Here is a 19,063-nt window from a genome sequence, read left to right on the forward strand (position 1 = left end):
CGAAAAATAACCAATTCAGTACTGATTGTACGCGACGGGCTCTATATCGGCTGGAACAAGGTTTAGTTTAACCCTATTTCATCCTTTTTTGGCTAATTTTTTCTCTGTTTTCAAGGTGCCAGAGTGTCAAATGTTCTCCCCAGCAGCAGCCGGTATCCAAGGCTATGCGCAGCGGATGGTCCACTTTGCCCATCAGGGCTGCCCAATGGCCAAACACCAGGGTATGGTCTTCCAAATGCGAGGGCAATTCAAACCAGGGATGCAGATCCGGCTCCTTGCAATCTTCCGGGGGGGTTTTACATTTGAAATCCAGTCGGCCATCGCTGTGGAGATAGCGCATTCGGGTCAGGGCATCGATGCAGTAACGCAGCCTCAGCTTACCCTGCAGAGTTTCAGACCAAGCTTCCGGCGTTTCTGTGTACATGAAGGCCAACAGTTCAAAGTAGTCCTCCTGTTGCAGCGCCATGTGCACTGCAGCGGCTTCGGCCCTCAGGGTCGGCAGGTCCCACTGTGGGGGCACCCCGGCATGGGTCATGATCAATTTATGCTCGGGTAATTCCTGCATCAGGGGTTGCTGCCGCAACCAGCCAATCAGCGTTGGCAATCGCTCGGATGCCAGCAGTTTCTCCAGCTTATCGGATGCTTTGGCGCGTTTGAGGCCATTATAGATGGCCAGCAGATGCAGATCGTGATTACCCAGCACTACCCTGGCCGAGCCATCCAGGGATTCAAAAAAGTTCAGTACCTTGAGGGAGTCCGGTCCCCTGGCAACCAGATCGCCAACGGCCCAGAGGGTGTCTTTGGAGGGATTGAAGTCTACTTTCGCCAGCAGAGACTGCAGTTCCTGATTGCAGCCCTGGATGTCTCCGACAAAGTAGTTGGCCATAGCAATCTTATCTCAGTGCAGGAGTCCTGGAACCGCCAATCGGAATGCCGGGATAAGGGCATCGAATGGTTCGCCGGACTCTGACGTCATACCATATTTGCCTTCCATGAAACCCAGTGGCGTTTCCAATACAGTGCCACTGGTATACTGATATGCGGTGTTGGGGGGGATCACCGGGGTTTCGCCTACCACACCGGCGCCCTGAACCTCACTGATATGACCATTGCCGTCGGTGATGACCCAATGGCGGGTCTCCAGTTTGGCGGCTCTGTCACTCAGATTGATGATGGTGATGGTGTAACTGAAGACGTATTTGCCTTCATCGGGATCCGATTGTTGTTCCAGATATTCGGTATCGACTTCTATCTTGATAGCTGGATCTGTGGCTGTCATGGAAATCCTGAATTCCGGGGCCGGGGCCCCCTTACACTTATTTCTTATCGTACAGGTAATTGGCTATGGCAACATACTGCTCGACACTGATGTCTTCCGGACGCAGACCGGCGTCTATCCCCAACTTGGCAAATTCGTCGTCGTTGAGCATGGGCTTGAGGTTGTTGCGCAGTGTTTTGCGCCGCATGTTAAAGGCAGTGTTGCACACCTTGCGCAGCAGCTCCACATCCTTGCAAGGCCAGGGCTTCTCGGCATAGGGCACCAAACGTACCACGGCAGAGTCCACCTTGGGTGGTGGTGTGAAACAGCCGGGCGGCACTTCCAGCACAGGCACTACCTGGCAGAAATACTGCGCCATTACTGTCAGCTTGCCATAGGCCTTGGTGCCGGGGCTGGCTGACAGCCTGAGCACCACTTCCTTTTGCAACATGAAGTGCATGTTTTCAATCTGTCCGGCAAATTCGAACAGGTGGAACATCAGCGGCGTGGAAATATTGTAGGGCAGGTTACCGAATACCTTGAGTTTCTTGCCCGGCTGGCACAGCTGGGCAAAATCAAATTGCAGCGCATCCCCCTGATGGATGTCGAGCTTGTCCTTGAGAGTGGGGTGCACCTTGAGGCGCTCCACCAGATCCCGGTCCAGTTCCACTACTGTCAGCTTGTCTATGGCCAGGGCCACAGGCTCTGTCAGTGCCGCGAGGCCTGGACCGATTTCGACCATGATATGGTCATTGTCCGGTGCTATGGCACCCACAATGCGGTTAATAATGTTACCGTCGGTCAGAAAGTTCTGACCGAAACGTTTTCTGGCCGTGTGGCCCAAGTGGACTTTATTGCTCATCTATCACTATATCAGTTGGTTTTGCCAGCCAATTCAATGGCTTTATGCAAGGCGCAGACAAAGCTGCCTGTGTCGGCCCGGCCCGTACCTGCCAGCTCCAGCGCTGTACCGTGATCCACAGAGGTGCGGATATAGGGCAGACCCAGGGTGATGTTCACTGCTTTACCAAACCCCTGAGCCTTGAGAACCGGCAAGCCCTGATCGTGGTACATGGCCAGCACCACATCGGCATGCTCCAGGTATTTGGGCTGGAACAGGGTATCGGCGGGCAGAGGACCGACGATATTGAAATGCTCTTGTTCCCTGAGCTCGTTGAGGGCAGGGATGATAACATCCAGTTCTTCCCGGCCCAAGTGACCGTCTTCACCCGCGTGAGGGTTGAGGCCACAGACATAAATAGTTGGCTTTTCTATGCCGAATTTACTGACCAGATCCTGGTGCAGGATCTTGATGATCTTGTGCAACCTGTCCCGGGTGATGGCCTTGGCGACATATGCCAGGGGGATGTGGGTCGTCACCAGCGCCACTTGCAAGCCGGGGCAAGACAGCAACATGACCACATCCTGACAGCCTGCCTGATTGGCAAAAAACTCGGTATGGCCGCTGAAGGAGATACCCGCCTGATTGATGATGCCCTTGTGCACCGGACCTGTCACCACGGCATCAAACTCGCCGCTCATGTTCTTCTCGCCGGCATAACGAAGAGTATCAATGACATACGCGCTGTTAAGCTCATTGAGCTTGCCACACTCCGCCTCGGTTGCCATTTGGAACGGCACCAATGTCAGGGTGCCTGCTTCCTGTGGCTTTGGGGCCTGTCCGGGTTGGTAGGGCCTGAGACTGAGCGGCAGACCGAGCTTTTTGGCTCTGGCCTGCAACAGCGCCGGATCGGCACACACCACCAGCTCCGCCGGCCAGGGACGCTGGGCCAGTTGGATCACCAGATCCGGACCTATTCCTGCCGGTTCACCCGGGGTAATGGCAATGCGCTTGACTGTCACGGAAATCAGCCTCTGTCGTTCTCGGGTTCAAAGACCTCAATGTAAGCCTCGGCGCGCATTTCGTCCAACCAGTTTTGCAGTTCCTCGTTGAATTTACGACGGAAAATCAACTGGTGAGCGCGATTGGTATTAAAGCGCTCGGTGGCATCTGTTTTGCGCTTTTCCTCCAGCTGGGCTATGTGCCAGCCGTGGGTGGTGCGAAACGGCTCACTGATTTCATCTATGGCCAGATTGTTGAGAGTCTGGGCGAATTCGGGCACATAAATACCGGCCTCGGCCCATCCAAGCTCGCCGCCTTTAGTGGCTGAACCCGGATCTTCAGAATACTGGCGGGCCAGATCTTCAAACTTGGCTTCGCCGCTGCGGATCTGCTTTACAAACTGGTCGAGCATGGCCTTGGCGCGTTCTTCCGACAGAATAGGTGAGGGCTTGAGCAGTATGTGACGGGCACGCACTTCCTCAATTTCCTTGGTCTGAAGGCCGCGAATATCCACTATTTTGAGAATGTGAAAACCGGCACCGCTCTTGATGGGGCCAATAATCTCGTCTTTCTTGGCGTTGCCCACCACTTCGGCAAACAGGGTGGGCATTTCGTTGATGTTCATGTAGTCCCAGATACCGCCTTCCAGCGCTTTGGGGCCGGAAGAGGCCGCAATGGCGGTGGAGCGGAAGTCGGCACCGTCTTTCAGGCGGTCAAGTACCGCCTGGGCGCGCTTGCTGGAAGCTTCCAACTGTTCGCTGCTGGGGTTGGCCGGTACTTCAATCAGGATGTGGCCAATCTTGAATTCCACATCCTTCATGCCCTGTTCTTCGATCATTTTGACCAGGTTATTGATTTCCTGTGGGGACACCTGAATGCGGCGCTGTACCTGAATACGCTGGATTTCGCCCAGGGTGATTTCTTCACGGACCTGTTCACGGTATTGGCTGAAGCTCATGCCTTCGGATTCGATCTGCTTGCGCATCTGATCCACTGTCAGCTTTTGCTCGCGGGCGATGTTTTCTATGGTTTGATCCAGCTGCAGATCGCCTATGTGCAGGCCGATACGGTCGGCCATTTGCAGTTGCAAACGGGTGAGGATCAGGCGCTCTATTACCTGGGTCCGCAGGGCGTCATCCGAGGGCAGGGTCTGGCCCGCTTCGGTAGCGTTTTTGGTCACTGTGGCGATCATATTGTCGATTTCAGATTCGAGCACTATGCCGTCGTTAATCTGTACCGCAATCCTGTCCAGCGGTTGAGGCGCAGCCTGAGCGGCGTTGCTCAGGGTCATGGCCAGCAGGGCAAACATCAAATTCTTTCTGGGTTTCATCCAAATAAATCCTTGGCAATCTGGGTTTTTTATCCACCTATCCGGCAGACAACCCCGGTAGTGTTAACCTGTTTGGACAGCAAGTCCCGAATGTGGTTTCGCAATCTACCACATTTCTGTGTTAATTCCTCAGATAAAGCGGCTTCCTGTAGTTGAACAGCCCCTCATCGAGCATGTCGCTGACACCCAAGGGGCCTGAGCCACCCAGCCCCTTGATCACGAAATTGAGGAAGATGCCGCGCTCAAACTGTTCCCGTTCGTCGATACTCGGATTGAACTCGTCGCTGTAGTTGGTCTTGATGTGGTAGTGGTAGCTTAAGCGCACCGCCCAGCAGCAGGACTCATATTGGAAGCCGGTGTAGGCCTCCACCGAACGGGCTTCCTTAAGATCGTAATACCAGTTGCCGACGAAATAGAGATCGTCCCTCAGCGGCCAGGTGGTTCTCAGGCCCGTCTGGGAAATGTCCACCCTGTCATTGGTGTTGCTGTTGAGCAAATCCGGCACGTAGCGGTAGCTGAACTGCACCAGCTTGTTGGCTTCGGGACGGAAGTCCAGGGTGAACTCGGACTTGCGGGTATCGCCGTTGTGAGTGTCGTATTGAATCGCGCCGGAAAAAAACCAGTCCTTGTAGATGCGGGTATCCAGTTCGGCGGCCAGCACCGACGCACTGGGACGCTCCTGACGCAGATCTTCGCTCAGGGCCACCTTGCTGTCGGTGAAATAAAAAATCTGACCGAAGCTGAATTTCATTTGCTCCAGATTATGCTCATCGAACAAGCGGGTGGTCAGACCCAGGGTCATCTGGTTGGCATCGGCAATCCTGTCCCAGCCGGAGAAGCGACGGGCGCGGAACAGACCATAATAGTCATCCTGCAATTGGGCCGTGTCGTACAGGCCTATGTGGGATTGATCTTCATAGCCCACGTACAGGTATTGGAACTGGGGCTCCAGGGTTTGACGCATCTGGCTGTCGAACAGCGAGGTGTTGCGTTCAAAGTTGATCTGGCCATGGATCTTGGCCCTGGGGATGGTGCGACTGACTGTCTCATCCAGATCCTGGTTTTCGGGCCGGTCAAGATTATGTTGCCAATAATTGGTTTGCAGCAGGGTCAGTTCACTGCTGAGGAAACCGGCGGGGCCGTGAATGGGCCAGGTAACGCTGGGTTGCAGGTGCAGGCGGTTGGCGGTAGCCATCTCGTCCTGTTGATGCTGGAAATTGCTGGCTTCGGCGTTGAAACCGAAGTCCAAATTCTGCCAGAAGTCATTGGCGCGGTAATTGAAGTTCAGCTGTGGCATTACCCGATAGGGCAGCTCTTCCTCACCCAGTACCTTGATATCCTGCACCCGGGTGCTGATATCCCAATCCTGTTCGAAATAGCTGACCTCGCCTATCCGCGATAACTGGTTGTCCGTGGCGCGGGCAACTTCCGATTTGAGATCGTTGAAATAATTGTTGTCCGATACCTGGGTGAAGTTGGCAAGCACACGCCAATGGGTGTCCAGGGCGCCCTGGTGTTGCCAATGATAGAGGTAACGATCCGGGCTGCCGTCGAGCTTATGGTCATTGCCCAGGTATTCCAGATTCAGTTGCCCCGCCTGGGCATCGCCCGCCAAATAGCGGAATTCTGACTTGAGAAACAGCCCGCGGGACGACATATAGTGCGGCGTCAGGGTCAGGTCGTACTCCGGGGCCAGGTTCCAGTACCAGGGGGTGGCAAATTCCAGGCCATTGGTGGTGCTGGTGCTGAACTCGGGGAACAGAAAACCCGTTTTGCGTTTGTCGGACACGGGCACCGTCATATAGGGAATGTAAAATACCGGCACATCGGCAATGCGCAGCTTGGCATTCCAGATTTCGCCCCATTCTTCCTTGCTGTCTATCTTGATACGGTCGGCTTCCAACATCCAGGAGACGTTGTCCGGCGGACAGGTGGTGAAGCTGGTGCGGCTCAGCTGTAAATTGTTGTCCGGCGTGATCTCCAGCCGCTTGGCCTCGCCGTGCACCTGCTGTCCATGGAGCCAATAGCTGGCGCCCGAGAGGGTGGCGCTGTTGTCCTGCATCCTGGCGGTGAGCGCATCCGCGGTCACGGTAAACATACTGTCCTGAAACACCAGCTGGCCGCTGGCATCCAGGCGCTGTTCCACATAATCCACAGATGCCTTATCGGCGGCAATGCGTCTGGAGCCCTGAGAGAAACTGACGTTGCCATCAAATTGCGCCCTTTGATTCATGGTCGCATCAGAGCTGTCGGACTCAATGCGTATCTCCAGCTGCTCTGAATCAGGCGTGACTGCCGCAGCGGGTATGGCCACCGGAGGCTCGACGCTGCACTGGGCGCCCGTCTCAGTGTCATCGAGCAGGTCGGCGTGTGAGAATGCGGGTAACAGGCTCAAGGCCAATAGGAATCGGATCTGCATCTTGTGGTCGATAATTCTTGTTTATTGTCTGGACACCGGGGGATGGGAAATGTTGCACTCAGTTCCAGAGCAACACAGCCGATTCATTCTGTTCAATTTATTGGCTGTTTCCTAAAAATATGCCAGCTATAATAAAGCAATTTTTTGCCCAGAGCCATGAAATGACCCCCTCAGATCCCAGATTTGTTTCGCTGCAAGAATGGCTTGGAAAGCAATTTGCGGCCGCCCCATCACTGCAGATAATTTCCGGTGACGCCAGCTTCAGGCGTTATTTCAGAGCCACCCACGGGAACCAGAGCTTTATCGTCATGGACTCCCCGCCTCAGCTAATCCCCCTTGGCCCATTTCAGCTGGTGGCCAAGGCATACGGCGAGGCCGGTATTCCTGTACCCAAGATCCTCGCCGCCGAGCCAAACCAGGGCTTTATGCTGCTGGAGGATCTCGGCGATGACCTGCTGCTGTCGCACCTGACCCAGACATCCGTGCTCGATTGGTACGGGCAGGCCCTGGAGCTGCTGCCCGCCATCGCCTCGGTCAAGGCCACGGATGCCGGCCCATTGCCGGAATACGACGCCGAGTTTGTGCAGCGGGAGCTGGCGATCTTTGTCGATTGGCTGCTTGAAGTACACCTGCAACTGCCCCTGGATAGCGACGAGCGCGCCATGCTGGAGCAAGCCTTTGAATTTTTGACCGAGAATGCCCTGGAGCAGCCAAGGCATGGGATGCACAGGGATTTTCACAGCCGCAACCTGATGTTGGTGCAGGGCAAACTTGCGGTGCTGGATTTTCAGGACGCGGTGCAGGGCCCCATTACCTATGATGCTGTGTCTTTGCTGCGGGATTGCTATGTCCGCTGGCCCGAACATCTGGTGGAGGAAGGCATGCTGACCCATTTTGAGCTTTGTCACCGTCATGGACTGATACCAATGGACACTGACTTCAACCGCTATCGCCGCTGGTTCGATTTAATGGGAATACAGCGTCATCTGAAGGCTGCCGGGATCTTCGCCCGCCTCAACCACAGGGACAACAAGCCAGGTTACCTTAAGGATATTCCCCTGACCCTGGGCTATATCCGCGATGTGGCCGTACGTTACCGGGAACTCGGTCCCCTGGCGCGCTTTATCAATGAAAGGGTCTGGCCCAAGGTTACGAACAAATGAAGGTTATGGCCAAATGAAGGTGACGGCTAAATGAAGGCGATGATTTTGGCTGCGGGCCGTGGTGAGCGCTTGCGGCCCCTGACCGACAGCCTGCCCAAGCCCCTGGTGCCCGTGCTGGGTAAGCCCCTTATCGAATACCACCTGGACAAGCTGGCCGCGGCGGGTTTCAGGGAGGTGGTGATCAACTGTGCCTGGCTGGGACACAAGTTGCCGGAAACCCTCGGTGATGGCGGCCGCTTTGGGCTGAGCATCAGTTACAGCCATGAGGCAGAAGCGCTGGAAACCGCCGGTGGTATTATCCAGGCCCTGCCACTGCTGGGGGATGAGCCTTTTCTGGTAGTCAATGGCGATATTTTTATCGACCAATTGCCGCCCTTGCCGGAACGCTTGCCCGAGGGCGCCGAGGCCTGGTTATACCTGGTGAACAATCCACCCCAGCATCCTCAGGGCGACTTTGTCTTAGACGGGCAACAGATAGGCGCCGAGGGTGAGCACTTGCTGACCTTTTCCGGCATGGGGATCTACAGCCCGGCGCTGTTTACCGGTCTCACGCCGGGGGCCCGGCCGCTGGCGCCCTTGCTGCGCAGCAAGATGGCTGCGGGTCTGGTTGCGGGCGCTAAATTTGATGGTTACTGGTGCGATGTGGGCACCATTGCACGGCTCGAGGACTTGGAGCAGCGTCTGCAAGGCCATGCCGGGAGAGCAAGTTAATGCGTTTTAAAGGCAAGTTTTTCGGCTTTTTAATCGGTTTTATGTTTGGCCGTATCTTTGGCGCCCTGTTTGGCCTGTATCTGGGTCATCTGTATGACAGGCGTAGCAGCGGTGGTCAGGGCGGTGCCAGCAAGCGCCAGATGGTGTTTTTCAGCACCACCTTCGCAGTGATGGGCCACATGGCCAAGGCCTCCGGGCGGGTGACCGAAGCCGATATCCGCCTCGCCAGCGCCCTGATGGACGAGCTCAGGCTGGAGGGCGAGGCCAGGCGTCAGGCACAGCAGGCGTTCAGGGATGGCAAAGCCAGTGACTTTGATCTTAAGGGCAATCTTAACAGCCTGAGGTTGCTGTCCATGGGGCGTCCCGAGCTGCTGCAGATGTTTTTGGAAATCCAGATCCAAACGGCACTGTCCGATGGTGAGCTGCATCCCCGGGAGTTGCAGTTGTTGCAAACCATGGCCGCCACCCTGGGCATAAGCGAAGCCCAGCTCAATGCGCTGCTGGGACGCTGGCAGGGAGAGTTCCGCTTCCAGCAAGGTGGTCGCAGCAAGGGGCCAACACTGGAGGATGCCTATCGCCTGCTGGGTATTTCAGCCGGGGATACGGATCAGCAGGTGAAAAAAGCCTATCGTAAACTGATGAATGAACATCATCCGGATAAGCTGGTGGCCAAGGGCCTGCCGGCGGAAATGATGGAACTGGCCAAGCGCAAGGCCCAGGATATTCAGGCGGCCTACGAAGCGGTGAAGGTTGCCCGCGGAATGCGTTGATATCGAGGAGAAATCCATGAAACACGGAATATATGCTGTCCTGTTGTTATTGGTTGTGCCCTTGGCGTCTGCCGAGGTGTTTGTTACTCCCTTCGGCGGTTACAGCTTTGGTGCCAGTGGCCTGGACGCTAATCTGACCAGAGATAATCAGAGCATAAGCGGGGATATTCAGGCCGAGGAATCGTCCCACTACGGCATCATGCTTGGAGTCTTGACAAGACACCCTGGCAATATCTACCTGCTCTATTCAAACCAGAACACGCAGCTCAAAAGTGGTGGTGACTTCAGTAATCAGCGCATCACCTCGCTCCAACTGGACTATGCCCACCTGGGGGGCAGCCTCTACTTTCCTGTGGGGGACTTTCATCCTTATGTGTCCGCTACCGCAGGCCTGACCCAGATGCGCCCGGGCGATGACTTTAGCAACGAGACCCGATTTTCCATGGGCCTTGGCATCGGAGCCGAGTATCGGCTTGGCGATAATCTGGCCCTGCTGGCGGAAATGCGTGGTTTTGCCACCTTTATCAACGGTGATAACGACTTGTTTTGCAGTGCCGACAACTGTGTGTGGAGGATTGAATCTGATCTCATGTGGCAGGGGCAGGCTAACCTGGGGCTGAGTTTCAGATTTTAACATATGCGTCTATGTGTGCTTGATGGCTATACCCTTAACCCCGGCGATTTGGACTGGTCACCGCTGGCAGCTATTTGTGATTTGCAGTTGTACGATCGCAGCGCTCCCGAAGAGGTGCTGAGCCGCGCCCTGGGAGCTCCCATGCTGCTGACCAACAAAACTGTGCTTAATGGCGATACCTTAAGACAGCTGCCGGGACTCAAATACATAGGGGTGCTGGCAACCGGCACCAATGTGGTGGACATGGAGGCGGCCAAGGCCCTGGGCATTGCCGTCACCAACGTGCCCGCCTATGGCCCCGATGCCGTGGCCCAGATGGTCTTCGCCCATATATTGCATCACGTCAGTCACCTGGCGGAGCACCATAGCGCTGTGGTGGCGGGGGAGTGGAGTCGCAGTCCGGATTTCTGCTTTACCCTGAGCCAGCTGCGCTCCCTCAAGGGCATGCGTCTGGGGATAGTGGGTTTTGGCACCATAGGCCGTCAGGTGGCGCGGATAGGCGCCGCTTTTGACATGGAACTGCTGATAAGCAGCCGCAGCCGGCCGCGGGATTTACCAAATGGTGCCAAATGGCTGCCGTTGCAAGAGCTGTTGCCCTGTGCCGACATAATCAGTCTGCATTGCCCGCTGACGCCGGATACCCGGCATTTGATAAACGAACAGACCCTGGCCCTGATGAAACCCGGCTGTCTCTTGGTCAATACCGCCAGGGGCGATCTGGTGGATGAAGTGGCCCTGGCCGGGGCCCTCAATGCCGGCAAGCTGCAAGCGGCTGTCGATGTGCTCTCCAGTGAGCCACCAAGGCCCGACAACCCACTGCTTCACGCCGCCAATATCAGCATCAGCCCGCATATCGCCTGGGCGACACTGGAAGCGCGGCAAAATCTGATGAATATCGCCGTGGCCAATGTGGCGGCGTTTTTGCGAGGTGAGCGCAGTAACCGACTGGTGTAGCACACCGAGCCTCCCGGAATTCCGGATATCGGCTTCAGTCAGGATGCTGAGGGGCTACTTCCTTCTGAAGGCATTGTTTTGCTGATGAATTTTGTCGCATAATCCCTGAGCCCGGTGGGCCCCTGGAACTGATCATTAAAGGAATTGGCAAGATGCAGGATGTACAGGATTTAGCGGCGGTATTAAGGTCCAACACTCCCATAGTGGTCATTGAAACCTACGAGGAATACCGGGTAATAGAGCTGCTGAAGCGGGTAGCCGCCACCCTGTATCAGCCACTGTTTACCTGGTCTATTACCAGCGGTTTGTCCCGGGTCGACAGGGACATGGGCAGCCAGAAATTCAACGCCGACCCCGGTGATTTACTCGGGCACATCAAATCCACCCAGCAGCAGGGCATTTATGTGCTGTGCGACTTCCATCCCTTTGTGCAGGATGCACCGCGAAATGTGCGTCTGCTTAAAGAGATAGCTCTGGAGTACGATGCGCTGAAACACACCTTGGTACTGGTGAGCCATGCTTTTGAGATCCCACCTGAAATCCGTCGTTACTGTGCCCACTTCCGCTTGTCGTTGCCGAGTAAGAATCAGCTCGAAAACCTGATTATGGATGAGATAGACAAGGTGCGGCGCCAGGGGCTGCCGCTGAGGGTGGACGATGAAGCTGTGGCATGTCTTGCCGATAACCTGCGCGGCGTGACCTTTGATGATGCCCGCAGGCTGATCCACAAGGCGATAGTGGATGATGGCGCCATCACCCATGAAGATGTGGATAAGGTTAATCGAGCCAAGTTCAGTTTGATGGATATGGACGGGGTTCTCAGGTACGAGTACGACACCAGCAGTTTCGCTGACATTGCCGGACTGCATAACCTCAAGGAATGGCTCAAGCTTCGTCATCCCCAAATGAGGGATACCTCCGCGCCATCGCCCAAGGGGATTATGCTGCTGGGGGTTCAGGGCAGCGGCAAGAGCCTTGCAGCCAAAGCGGTGGCCGGCGTGTGGCAGCGGCCCTTGTTACGGCTCGACATGGGCGCACTCTACAACAAATACATAGGCGAAACCGAAAAGAACCTGCGTCAGGCGCTGGAGCTGGCGGATTTGATGTCGCCCTGTGTGCTCTGGATTGATGAAATTGAGAAGGGCATCAGTGGCGGCAGCAGTGATGAAGGGACATCACAGCGCATCCTGGGCGCGCTGTTGACCTGGATGGCCGAACGTAAGAGCGATGTATTTCTGGTGGCCACGGCCAACGATATCCAGGCTCTGCCACCCGAGTTGATGCGCAAGGGGCGCCTGGATGAAATCTTCTTTGTCGATTTGCCCGATGAAGAGATCCGCAAGGCTATATTCCTCATTCACTGCAAAAAACGGGGAGTGGATGTGACCAGCATGGATCTGGGGCTCTTGTCACGCACCAGTGTGGGATTCAGCGGTGCCGAGATTGAACAGGCGGTCATTTCCGCCATTTATGCCGCCGCAGGACGGCAGCAGCAGGTAGATCAGGAGATTATCCTTGAAGAGCTGTCGCGCACCCGGCCCTTATCCGTGGTGATGCGGGAGAAAATTCTCGCGCTCAAGGCCTGGGCTCAAGGCAGGACTGTGAACGCTCACTAAGATGTATCCGCTTCACCGAACTCAACATTATCGCTCCCGCGCCACAGCAGCTTACAGGTGGCGCAGCTAAGCACTTCTATCTGCATCAGCTGATGTAGATTCTTGCACCAAAGCAAATCAGCGCAAAAATAGTTAATCTGCTACAATGGCGCCGGTCTTGGTGCCACACCTGCACCACACCCCATTTTCAGCCCGTTTGCTGTAGCTCCGGCCACAGCCCTATCGCAAGTGAAGGATATCCCCTTGAGCCAACAACAGTCACAGGCCTTTTCCACCTTGGCCCTTAAACCTGCCCTGCTTGAAAACCTCGGCACCCTTGGGTTCCAGGCCATGACCGAGATCCAGGCCCAGAGTCTGCCGGCCATCCTGGCCGGAACAGATGTGATAGGCCAGGCCAAGACGGGCTCGGGCAAGACCGCTGCCTTTGGTCTGGGATTGCTGCATCACCTTGAGGTGAAGCGCTTCCGCATTCAGAGCCTGGTGCTGTGTCCAACCCGGGAGCTGGCAGAGCAGGTGGCCCAGGACATACGGCTGTTGGCCCGCGGCATCCACAATATCAAGGTGTTGACCCTGTGTGGTGGTGTTCCCATGGGCCCCCAGGTGGGATCCCTGGAGCACGGCGCCCATATCATAGTCGGCACTCCGGGCCGGGTACTCGATCACCTGGAGCGAGGTCGCCTGGATTTGAGCCATCTCAACATGCTGGTGCTTGATGAGGCCGATCGCATGCTGGAAATGGGCTTTGCCGATGCGCTCGACAATATCATCGCCCACACCCCGGCCGATCGGCAGACCCTGTTGTTCAGCGCCACCTTTCCGGAGCAGATCCAGGCCATTGCCGCCCGTATCATGCGCTCTCCGCTGATGGTCAAGGTTAACGCTACCCATGACAGCGTCAGCATCAGCCAGCACTTCTTTGAGCTGGATAAGCACGGCAGCCGGATGCAGGCGCTGAAACTCCTGCTGCTGGAACACCAGCCCGGCAGTGCCGTGGTGTTTTGTAACACCAAGCGTGAAACCCAGATGGTGGCCGATGAGCTAGCCGACAATGGCTTCAGCGTGCTGGCACTGCACGGCGATATGGAACAGAAAGACCGGGAACAGACCCTGCTGCGCTTTGCCAATGGCAGCGCCTGTGTGCTGGTGGCCACAGATGTGGCGGCCCGGGGCCTGGATATCGAGGCTCTGGATGCTGTGTTTAACTTCCATCTGGCCCATGACACAGAGGTGCACATTCACCGTATCGGTCGCACCGGCCGGGCCGGCAGTCAGGGGGCGGCCTACAGTTTTTACAGTCATCAGGACGGCATGAAACTGGCCTTGCTGGAAGACTACTTGGGTTATGCCATAGTGGCCGAAAGCCTGCCATCACTGGCGGCGCTGGACAAGCAACCGCGCCAGGCGGCCATGGTGACCTTGCAGATTGACGGCGGCAAGAAACAGAAGCTGCGTCCAGGTGACATACTGGGCGCCCTGACCGCCGGTGATGATGGCCTTGCCGGCACCGAGGTGGGCAAAATTCAGATGGGTGACATCCGCGCCTTCGTGGCCGTGAGCCGCGGCGCCGCCAACCGGGCCCTTAAGCAGCTGCAAAAGGGCAAGATCAAGGGCCGCAGTTATCGCGCCTGGTTGCTGAAGTAATGCCGTTTGGGGCAAAGGCCTGCGTCTTTGCCCCGCTTTCTCCTTAGACCTGTTTTGCCCCTTGCAATAGGCCCGCCGGGCAAATTTTCGCCTTTTTTAAGCTAAGGTGATATACCTAGACAGATGCTTGCGCCAATGCGCGGTTTTTGCTCCCGGGTAGTCATGGAACAGTTAGCGTTTTTCGATATCCCCAGTCCCTGTATCAACGTCTGTCAGAATGACAGCCGTGGCTATTGCCTGGGCTGTTTTCGCAGCCGCGATGAGCGTTTCCACTGGAACAGCTATTCCGATGCCCAAAAACACGAAGTGATGCGCCTGTGTCGCGATCGCAAGCGGCGTAAGTTGCTGGCGCTGTACAAGGCCAGGCAGGAAGCTTTGGCGGCCGAGCGCGCCAATGCCAATGGCAGCCTGAACCTGGAAGAGAATGAACCACTGCTCGACCTCGGTGACTTCAATCTCGACTGATTCAATCTACCTTTAACCATTTCAGTCGGGATTAAAGGGAAAGCGCAGTTCAAAGCGGGTGTCGCCCGGTTGGCTGCTTAATACCACCTTGCCTTTGTGACGCTGCATGATGCGGCTGATGATGGCCAATCCCAAGCCATGGCCCTTGTTGGCATTGCGCTCCGAATCCAACCGGTAAAAGGGCTCAAATATCCGTTGCTGCTCTGCCTCCGGGATCCCCTGGCCATCATCCCTGACCTCAATGCAGGCGCCCCTGTGATTTTGCCACAGCCTGACCCTGACTTCCTTTTCGGCAAAACGCTGGGCATTGGTGACAAGGTTTTGCAGCGCCCGCTCCACCAGTGCGGCATCGGCACGGATAAGCAATGGTGTCGCCGGTAGCTCAAGCTGGATTTGCGGCCCCCCACGGCGCCCCAGACGCTCGACACCCTGCTGCACCAGGGCGCCCAGCTCGCATGGTTCAAAATGGATCCCGGCCTGCTGGGACTCCAACCTGGCATAGGTCAGCAGCTCCTGCACCAAATCTTCGATTTCGCCTATGTCCAATTGCATGTCCTGCATCAGCTGGGTGCGTTTTTCGGGATTGGGGCAATGGGTCGGCAACAGCGCCAGGGCAAACTTGAGTCGTGCCAATGGAGTGCGGATCTCGTGGGACACGGCATTGGTCAGCTGTTTCTGATCATCGATAAGGGCGCCTATGTGACGGGCCATCTCGTTAAAAGTGTCGGCCAGGGCTGCCACCTGGGAGCCTTTGGACAAGTTAATACGGGTATCCCAGCGGGCCCGCCCCAGCGCGGCGGCGGCCTCACGCAGAGTACGCAAATCCCGTGACAGGGGCCAGACCCACACCAGGGCCACGCCGGCAAGCAGCAGGTAAAAGAACAAGGTAAACAGCCACCTGAGATTTTCCTGCGGATCGACACGCACCGGCCCTGCGACCAGAACCTGTTCGCCCAGGCGCAGCAGATGTTGTTCATGACTGTCGTCGAGACGGATTGTAACCAGCTGGTTTTTGGACAGCTGGTCATTGTTGCCCATGGCGATATCCGCGGCGTTCACCAGGCTCAGGGGAAAATCCGGGTTCGGCTCCATGGCCTCCAAAAAATGGGCGCGTTCCGCCGGGGGGATGGCCTTGAGCAGCTGACCCAGAGCCAGCAAGGGGGCGTCTTCGCTGTGGCTGTCGGCCACCTTGCTTTGCCACAGGCTGTCCAGGGTCCAACCTATGCCGAGTACCGACAGGCTCAGAAGTAAATAGAGGCTGACAAAGAGTCGCTTCACCGTCAGCTGTTCCAGGCTTCGGGAGCAAACAGGTAGCCCTGACCCCAAACCGTCTTGATCCGAAACGGGGTATCCAGGTTATCCCCGAGTTTTTTGCGCAGCCTGGAGATGCGCACATCTATCTTCCTGTCCCGACCGTCGAAGTCTATGTTCAGCAGGTAGTGATAGATGTACTGGCGGCTCAGCACCTGACCGGCCTGTGAGGCCAGCAGCCACAGCAGTTCGAACTCGTGACTGGTGAGATCCACTTGCCTGTCTCCCAGACGGATCATCTGGGTGTGGGGATCGATACTGAGTTTGCCAAAGGTCAGGCTCTTGCTGTCGCTGGGCTTGGGCGGCTGACTGTGGCGCCTGAGCAGATTATTGATCCTCGCCACCAAGAGTGCCGGGTCCACGGGTTTGACCACGTAGTCATCGGCACCGAGTTCCAGGCCCTTGATTTGATCTTCACTGCTTCCCAGGGCGCTCATCAGCAATATCGGACCGGAGAAGTAATCCGGCAGCTTCTCACACAGGCTCAGGCCATCCATTCCCGGCAGCATGATATCCAGCAGTATGATGTCGGGATGATAGTTGATCAGCCGCGTCAATACCGTATCGCCGCGGCGTTCCACTTCCACGTGCATATCGTGGGTCTTGAGAAAGTCCACTATCAGGTTAGCCAGGCGGATATCGTCCTCCACCAAGAGGACACGATAAAGGGGCTGGTTCATCAGAATAAACTCCAGGGATTACGGAAACGTCTTCTGAAACTGGACTCGGTCACAGGTTTAACCTGCAACCTTGCCTCGGCCAGAGGTTGACTGTCGGACTTGTCCAGCAAGACAAATTCTACGTCCCTGTCGGCGCTGATATTAATGGTGAGCTCTGTGAGTCCTTCTTCGGGGCACCAGAGTGCCGGGGTCTCAAGTTTGGCTTCTATGCAGATGGGGCCCGGTGCCGTCCATTGCAGCTCCAGGCGAATGTCACAGTCGTTGGCATCCTTCTCTGTCAGGCACAGGCTGGGCCTGAGGCTCAGTGAAGGCTCGGGCGCTATATCCCCCCGGGCCTCGGCCTGCAGCAGAAGCAATAAGATCAATAGGAAGTAGAATCTTGATGCCATGGTCACATTCATCAGAAGCTGTACCCTATGCCGAGAAAGTAAGCCAGGCTGTCATCTTCCACCACCAGGGGACTGGCGCTGATACTTTCAGCCAGGCGGGTGTAACGCACCATGCCCAGCAGCTCCCAGTGCTGCGCCAACGGGTAGCTGAGGTTGAGTTCCAGACCCCGGTTCCAGCCCGAGGTGGCCTGATAGGTTTGACTCCAGTAAAGGTTTTCCGTGGGCCTGACGCCGTAGTAGTAAGCCACCAGGTCTTTGCTCTTCCAATCGGCAAACACCGAGGCTGTGGTGGTCAGATCGCCAAAATTTATCCCGTACTCCCATTTGAACTGGACTTCACTGCCCTGGTGGACCCCAAACAGGTCGTGCATCCAGGCCAGCTTGATCATCCCGAGCTTACTGAAGTAATAAGCTTCCAATCCCCCCAAATAGGTGAAATTCCGGGTTTCAAGTTCATCAAAGCTGGTCAGTTCATCTTCGCCACTGGGGTCTATTACCGGGCCTTGATCTATCGGCACGTCCCTGTTGCTCAGGTTGCCGGTAATAAACAGGTTGGCCGGATCCCAGCGATCGAAATAGGCCCTGTCGCTGGCGAAGTTGCCGGCGAGGTTAAGGCTGAAGCGGTCATCTTCCCACAGTATGTAGCCCAGGCTGCCGTTATCGAAATACCAGTCATCACCGTAGTAGGCTATCTCGGGTACCAGGTAGAGGGGGATGTCATTATGTTCACGCAGTGGATTGCTGCGCTCGCCGTAGCCCAATGCCAGCCCCAATTCCCAACTGTTACTCTCAATACACCCATGCTGTGCATCGCAACCCGGGGCAGCCCAGGCCGCAGGCAACAGCAATAGCGCAGTGCAAAAACTGAGAAGTTTAATCATTGTTGATTTGACGTTACTGAATCTGTTGAGGGGCACAAAAGTAACATTAATCGCAAATATCAGCAGCGGCAAATTCCCGGCTGTTGCAAATTGATACTTTGGTTACAAAAAAGCAGCAGGCCCCTTATCGCCCGGCGTGGCGCCGTTAGCGGAACAGGTTGCACAGGGCAGAGAGTTGCTTTTGCTGTGGGGTTTGGGCCTGTCCCAGGGGCATGGCCAGGCCGACGGTGCGTTTGAGCTCTATGTCTGCCAGCGGGCGGAACACTATATCCTGCTGCTCCAGCAGCGCCGGAATGGCCGGCACCAGGGCTATTCCCAGCCCCGCCGCCACCAAGCCGACGGCGTATTCCACCGTCTGGATCCTGGCCCTGACCTGCAGCTTGATACCCTCCATATCCAGCAGCTGCTGCAGGCTGGTCAGCGCCTCACAGGGAGCCCTGTGAATAAAGGGCTGCTGATGCAAATCCTCCAGCCTGACCGCACTTTTCAGCCCCAGGCTCATGGACGGGGGGATGGCCAGCACATAGGTGTCGTGCCACATGGGCAGAAAACTCTCGTTGATCCCCAGATCGCTTGTGGTAATGATGCGGGCATCGCTGTCCTCGGTAGGTTCCACCAGGGTGAGATCCATATCCGGACAGGCGGCGGTGAACTCCTTGAGCAGCATACTCATGCGCTGCACCCCGAGGGAGCGGATAAGCCCAAGGCGGAAGGGCACCTGGATTTCCTGTTTGGCAAACAGCGACTGAATGGCGCGGGATTCGTTCAGCAGCCGCCGCGCTAAAGGATAAAGCCGCATGCCGGCATCCGTGGGGGTAATGCCCTTGCCGTGGCGATGAAACAGCTGGGTATTGAGCTCGGATTCCAGTTGTGAGATGGCGGCAGATATCGACGGCTGGGCAATGTAGCAGTGCTTGGCGGCGGCACTGATGCTGCCCTTCTCCAGCACAACTACGAAGTAATTCAAGCTCTTGAGATTCATCTTTACCTCAGCGTCA

General features: G+C 56.3%; 19 protein-coding genes. 8 read left to right on the forward strand and 11 right to left on the reverse strand.

Annotation, left to right across the window (positions count from 1 at the left end):
* Positions 1–73: 73 nt before the first annotated feature.
* The 6 genes from JYB84_RS03250 to lptD all read right to left on the reverse strand — a co-directional run bounded on the left by JYB84_RS03250 (position 74) and on the right by lptD (position 6,850).
* Positions 74–886 (reverse strand): symmetrical bis(5'-nucleosyl)-tetraphosphatase, encoded by an 813-nt coding sequence (locus JYB84_RS03250; RefSeq protein ID WP_207322023.1) that lies wholly within the window; start codon positions 884–886, stop codon positions 74–76.
* A 12-nt stretch (positions 887–898) separates the two neighbouring features.
* A complete protein-coding gene (apaG, locus tag JYB84_RS03255; protein WP_207322024.1) occupies positions 899–1,279 on the reverse strand; it encodes a Co2+/Mg2+ efflux protein ApaG in 381 nt (126 codons plus the stop codon).
* 37 nt (positions 1,280–1,316) lie between these two features.
* Complete coding sequence (gene rsmA, locus JYB84_RS03260; RefSeq protein ID WP_207322025.1) at positions 1,317–2,120, reverse strand: 16S rRNA (adenine(1518)-N(6)/adenine(1519)-N(6))-dimethyltransferase RsmA; 804 nt, start codon at positions 2,118–2,120, stop codon at positions 1,317–1,319.
* Positions 2,121–2,131: 11 nt separating this feature from the next.
* Positions 2,132–3,121: a 4-hydroxythreonine-4-phosphate dehydrogenase PdxA gene (gene pdxA, locus JYB84_RS03265; protein ID WP_207322026.1), complete on the reverse strand. Its 990-nt coding sequence runs from the start codon at positions 3,119–3,121 to the stop codon at positions 2,132–2,134.
* A 5-nt stretch (positions 3,122–3,126) separates the two neighbouring features.
* The gene (gene surA / locus JYB84_RS03270) at positions 3,127–4,431 is read right to left on the reverse strand and encodes a peptidylprolyl isomerase SurA (RefSeq protein ID WP_207322027.1); all 1,305 of its coding nucleotides are present in this window, start codon (positions 4,429–4,431) and stop codon (positions 3,127–3,129) included.
* A 121-nt stretch (positions 4,432–4,552) separates the two neighbouring features.
* The gene (gene lptD, locus JYB84_RS03275) at positions 4,553–6,850 is read right to left on the reverse strand and encodes an LPS assembly protein LptD (protein ID WP_207322028.1); all 2,298 of its coding nucleotides are present in this window, start codon (positions 6,848–6,850) and stop codon (positions 4,553–4,555) included.
* 161 nt (positions 6,851–7,011) lie between these two features.
* Between lptD and JYB84_RS03280 the strand changes: the two genes are divergently transcribed.
* The 8 genes from JYB84_RS03280 (at position 7,012) to JYB84_RS03315 (ending at position 14,804) form a co-directional block, all read left to right on the forward strand.
* Complete coding sequence (locus tag JYB84_RS03280; RefSeq protein WP_407696009.1) at positions 7,012–8,013, forward strand: aminoglycoside phosphotransferase family protein; 1,002 nt, start codon at positions 7,012–7,014, stop codon at positions 8,011–8,013.
* A gap of 30 nt (positions 8,014–8,043) precedes the next feature.
* On the forward strand, positions 8,044–8,724 hold the full coding sequence (gene murU, locus JYB84_RS03285) for an N-acetylmuramate alpha-1-phosphate uridylyltransferase MurU (protein ID WP_207322030.1): 681 nt from the start codon (positions 8,044–8,046) through the stop codon (positions 8,722–8,724).
* Complete coding sequence (gene djlA, locus JYB84_RS03290) at positions 8,724–9,494, forward strand: co-chaperone DjlA (protein ID WP_207322031.1); 771 nt, start codon at positions 8,724–8,726, stop codon at positions 9,492–9,494. Before murU ends, djlA begins: the two co-directional genes overlap by 1 nt.
* Positions 9,495–9,510: 16 nt before the next feature.
* A complete protein-coding gene (locus tag JYB84_RS03295; protein ID WP_207322032.1) occupies positions 9,511–10,128 on the forward strand; it encodes an outer membrane beta-barrel protein in 618 nt (205 codons plus the stop codon).
* Between the two features lie 3 nt (positions 10,129–10,131).
* A complete protein-coding gene (locus tag JYB84_RS03300) occupies positions 10,132–11,082 on the forward strand; it encodes a D-2-hydroxyacid dehydrogenase (RefSeq protein ID WP_207322033.1) in 951 nt (316 codons plus the stop codon).
* Between the two features lie 152 nt (positions 11,083–11,234).
* Positions 11,235–12,698 carry an AAA family ATPase gene (locus JYB84_RS03305; protein WP_207322034.1) on the forward strand — a complete coding sequence of 488 codons (1,464 nt, stop codon included), beginning with the start codon at positions 11,235–11,237 and terminating at the stop codon, positions 12,696–12,698.
* Positions 12,699–12,941: 243 nt separating this feature from the next.
* Positions 12,942–14,339 carry an ATP-dependent RNA helicase DbpA gene (gene dbpA / locus JYB84_RS03310; RefSeq protein ID WP_228290866.1) on the forward strand — a complete coding sequence of 466 codons (1,398 nt, stop codon included), beginning with the start codon at positions 12,942–12,944 and terminating at the stop codon, positions 14,337–14,339.
* A gap of 162 nt (positions 14,340–14,501) precedes the next feature.
* Positions 14,502–14,804, forward strand: a complete 303-nt coding sequence (locus JYB84_RS03315; protein WP_207322036.1) for a DUF1289 domain-containing protein — start codon at positions 14,502–14,504, stop codon at positions 14,802–14,804.
* 21 nt (positions 14,805–14,825) lie between these two features.
* On the opposite strand, the gene JYB84_RS03320 is transcribed toward JYB84_RS03315, so the two are convergent.
* The 5 genes from JYB84_RS03320 to JYB84_RS03340 form a co-directional block, all read right to left on the reverse strand.
* Positions 14,826–16,082: an ATP-binding protein gene (locus JYB84_RS03320; RefSeq protein ID WP_207322037.1), complete on the reverse strand. Its 1,257-nt coding sequence runs from the start codon at positions 16,080–16,082 to the stop codon at positions 14,826–14,828.
* A 2-nt stretch (positions 16,083–16,084) separates the two neighbouring features.
* On the reverse strand, positions 16,085–16,795 hold the full coding sequence (locus JYB84_RS03325; RefSeq protein WP_207322038.1) for a response regulator: 711 nt from the start codon (positions 16,793–16,795) through the stop codon (positions 16,085–16,087).
* Complete coding sequence (locus tag JYB84_RS03330) at positions 16,795–17,184, reverse strand: DUF3019 domain-containing protein (protein ID WP_207322039.1); 390 nt, start codon at positions 17,182–17,184, stop codon at positions 16,795–16,797. The genes JYB84_RS03325 and JYB84_RS03330 overlap by 1 nt, the downstream gene beginning before the upstream one ends.
* Before the next feature lie 11 nt (positions 17,185–17,195).
* Complete coding sequence (locus JYB84_RS03335) at positions 17,196–18,065, reverse strand: MipA/OmpV family protein (protein ID WP_207322040.1); 870 nt, start codon at positions 18,063–18,065, stop codon at positions 17,196–17,198.
* Between the two features lie 145 nt (positions 18,066–18,210).
* Positions 18,211–19,047: a LysR family transcriptional regulator gene (locus tag JYB84_RS03340; RefSeq protein WP_207322041.1), complete on the reverse strand. Its 837-nt coding sequence runs from the start codon at positions 19,045–19,047 to the stop codon at positions 18,211–18,213.
* Positions 19,048–19,063: the final 16 nt, after the last annotated feature.

The sequence above is a fragment of the Shewanella cyperi genome, assembly GCF_017354985.1.
In the GTDB taxonomy this organism is placed as follows: domain Bacteria; phylum Pseudomonadota; class Gammaproteobacteria; order Enterobacterales; family Shewanellaceae; genus Shewanella; species Shewanella cyperi.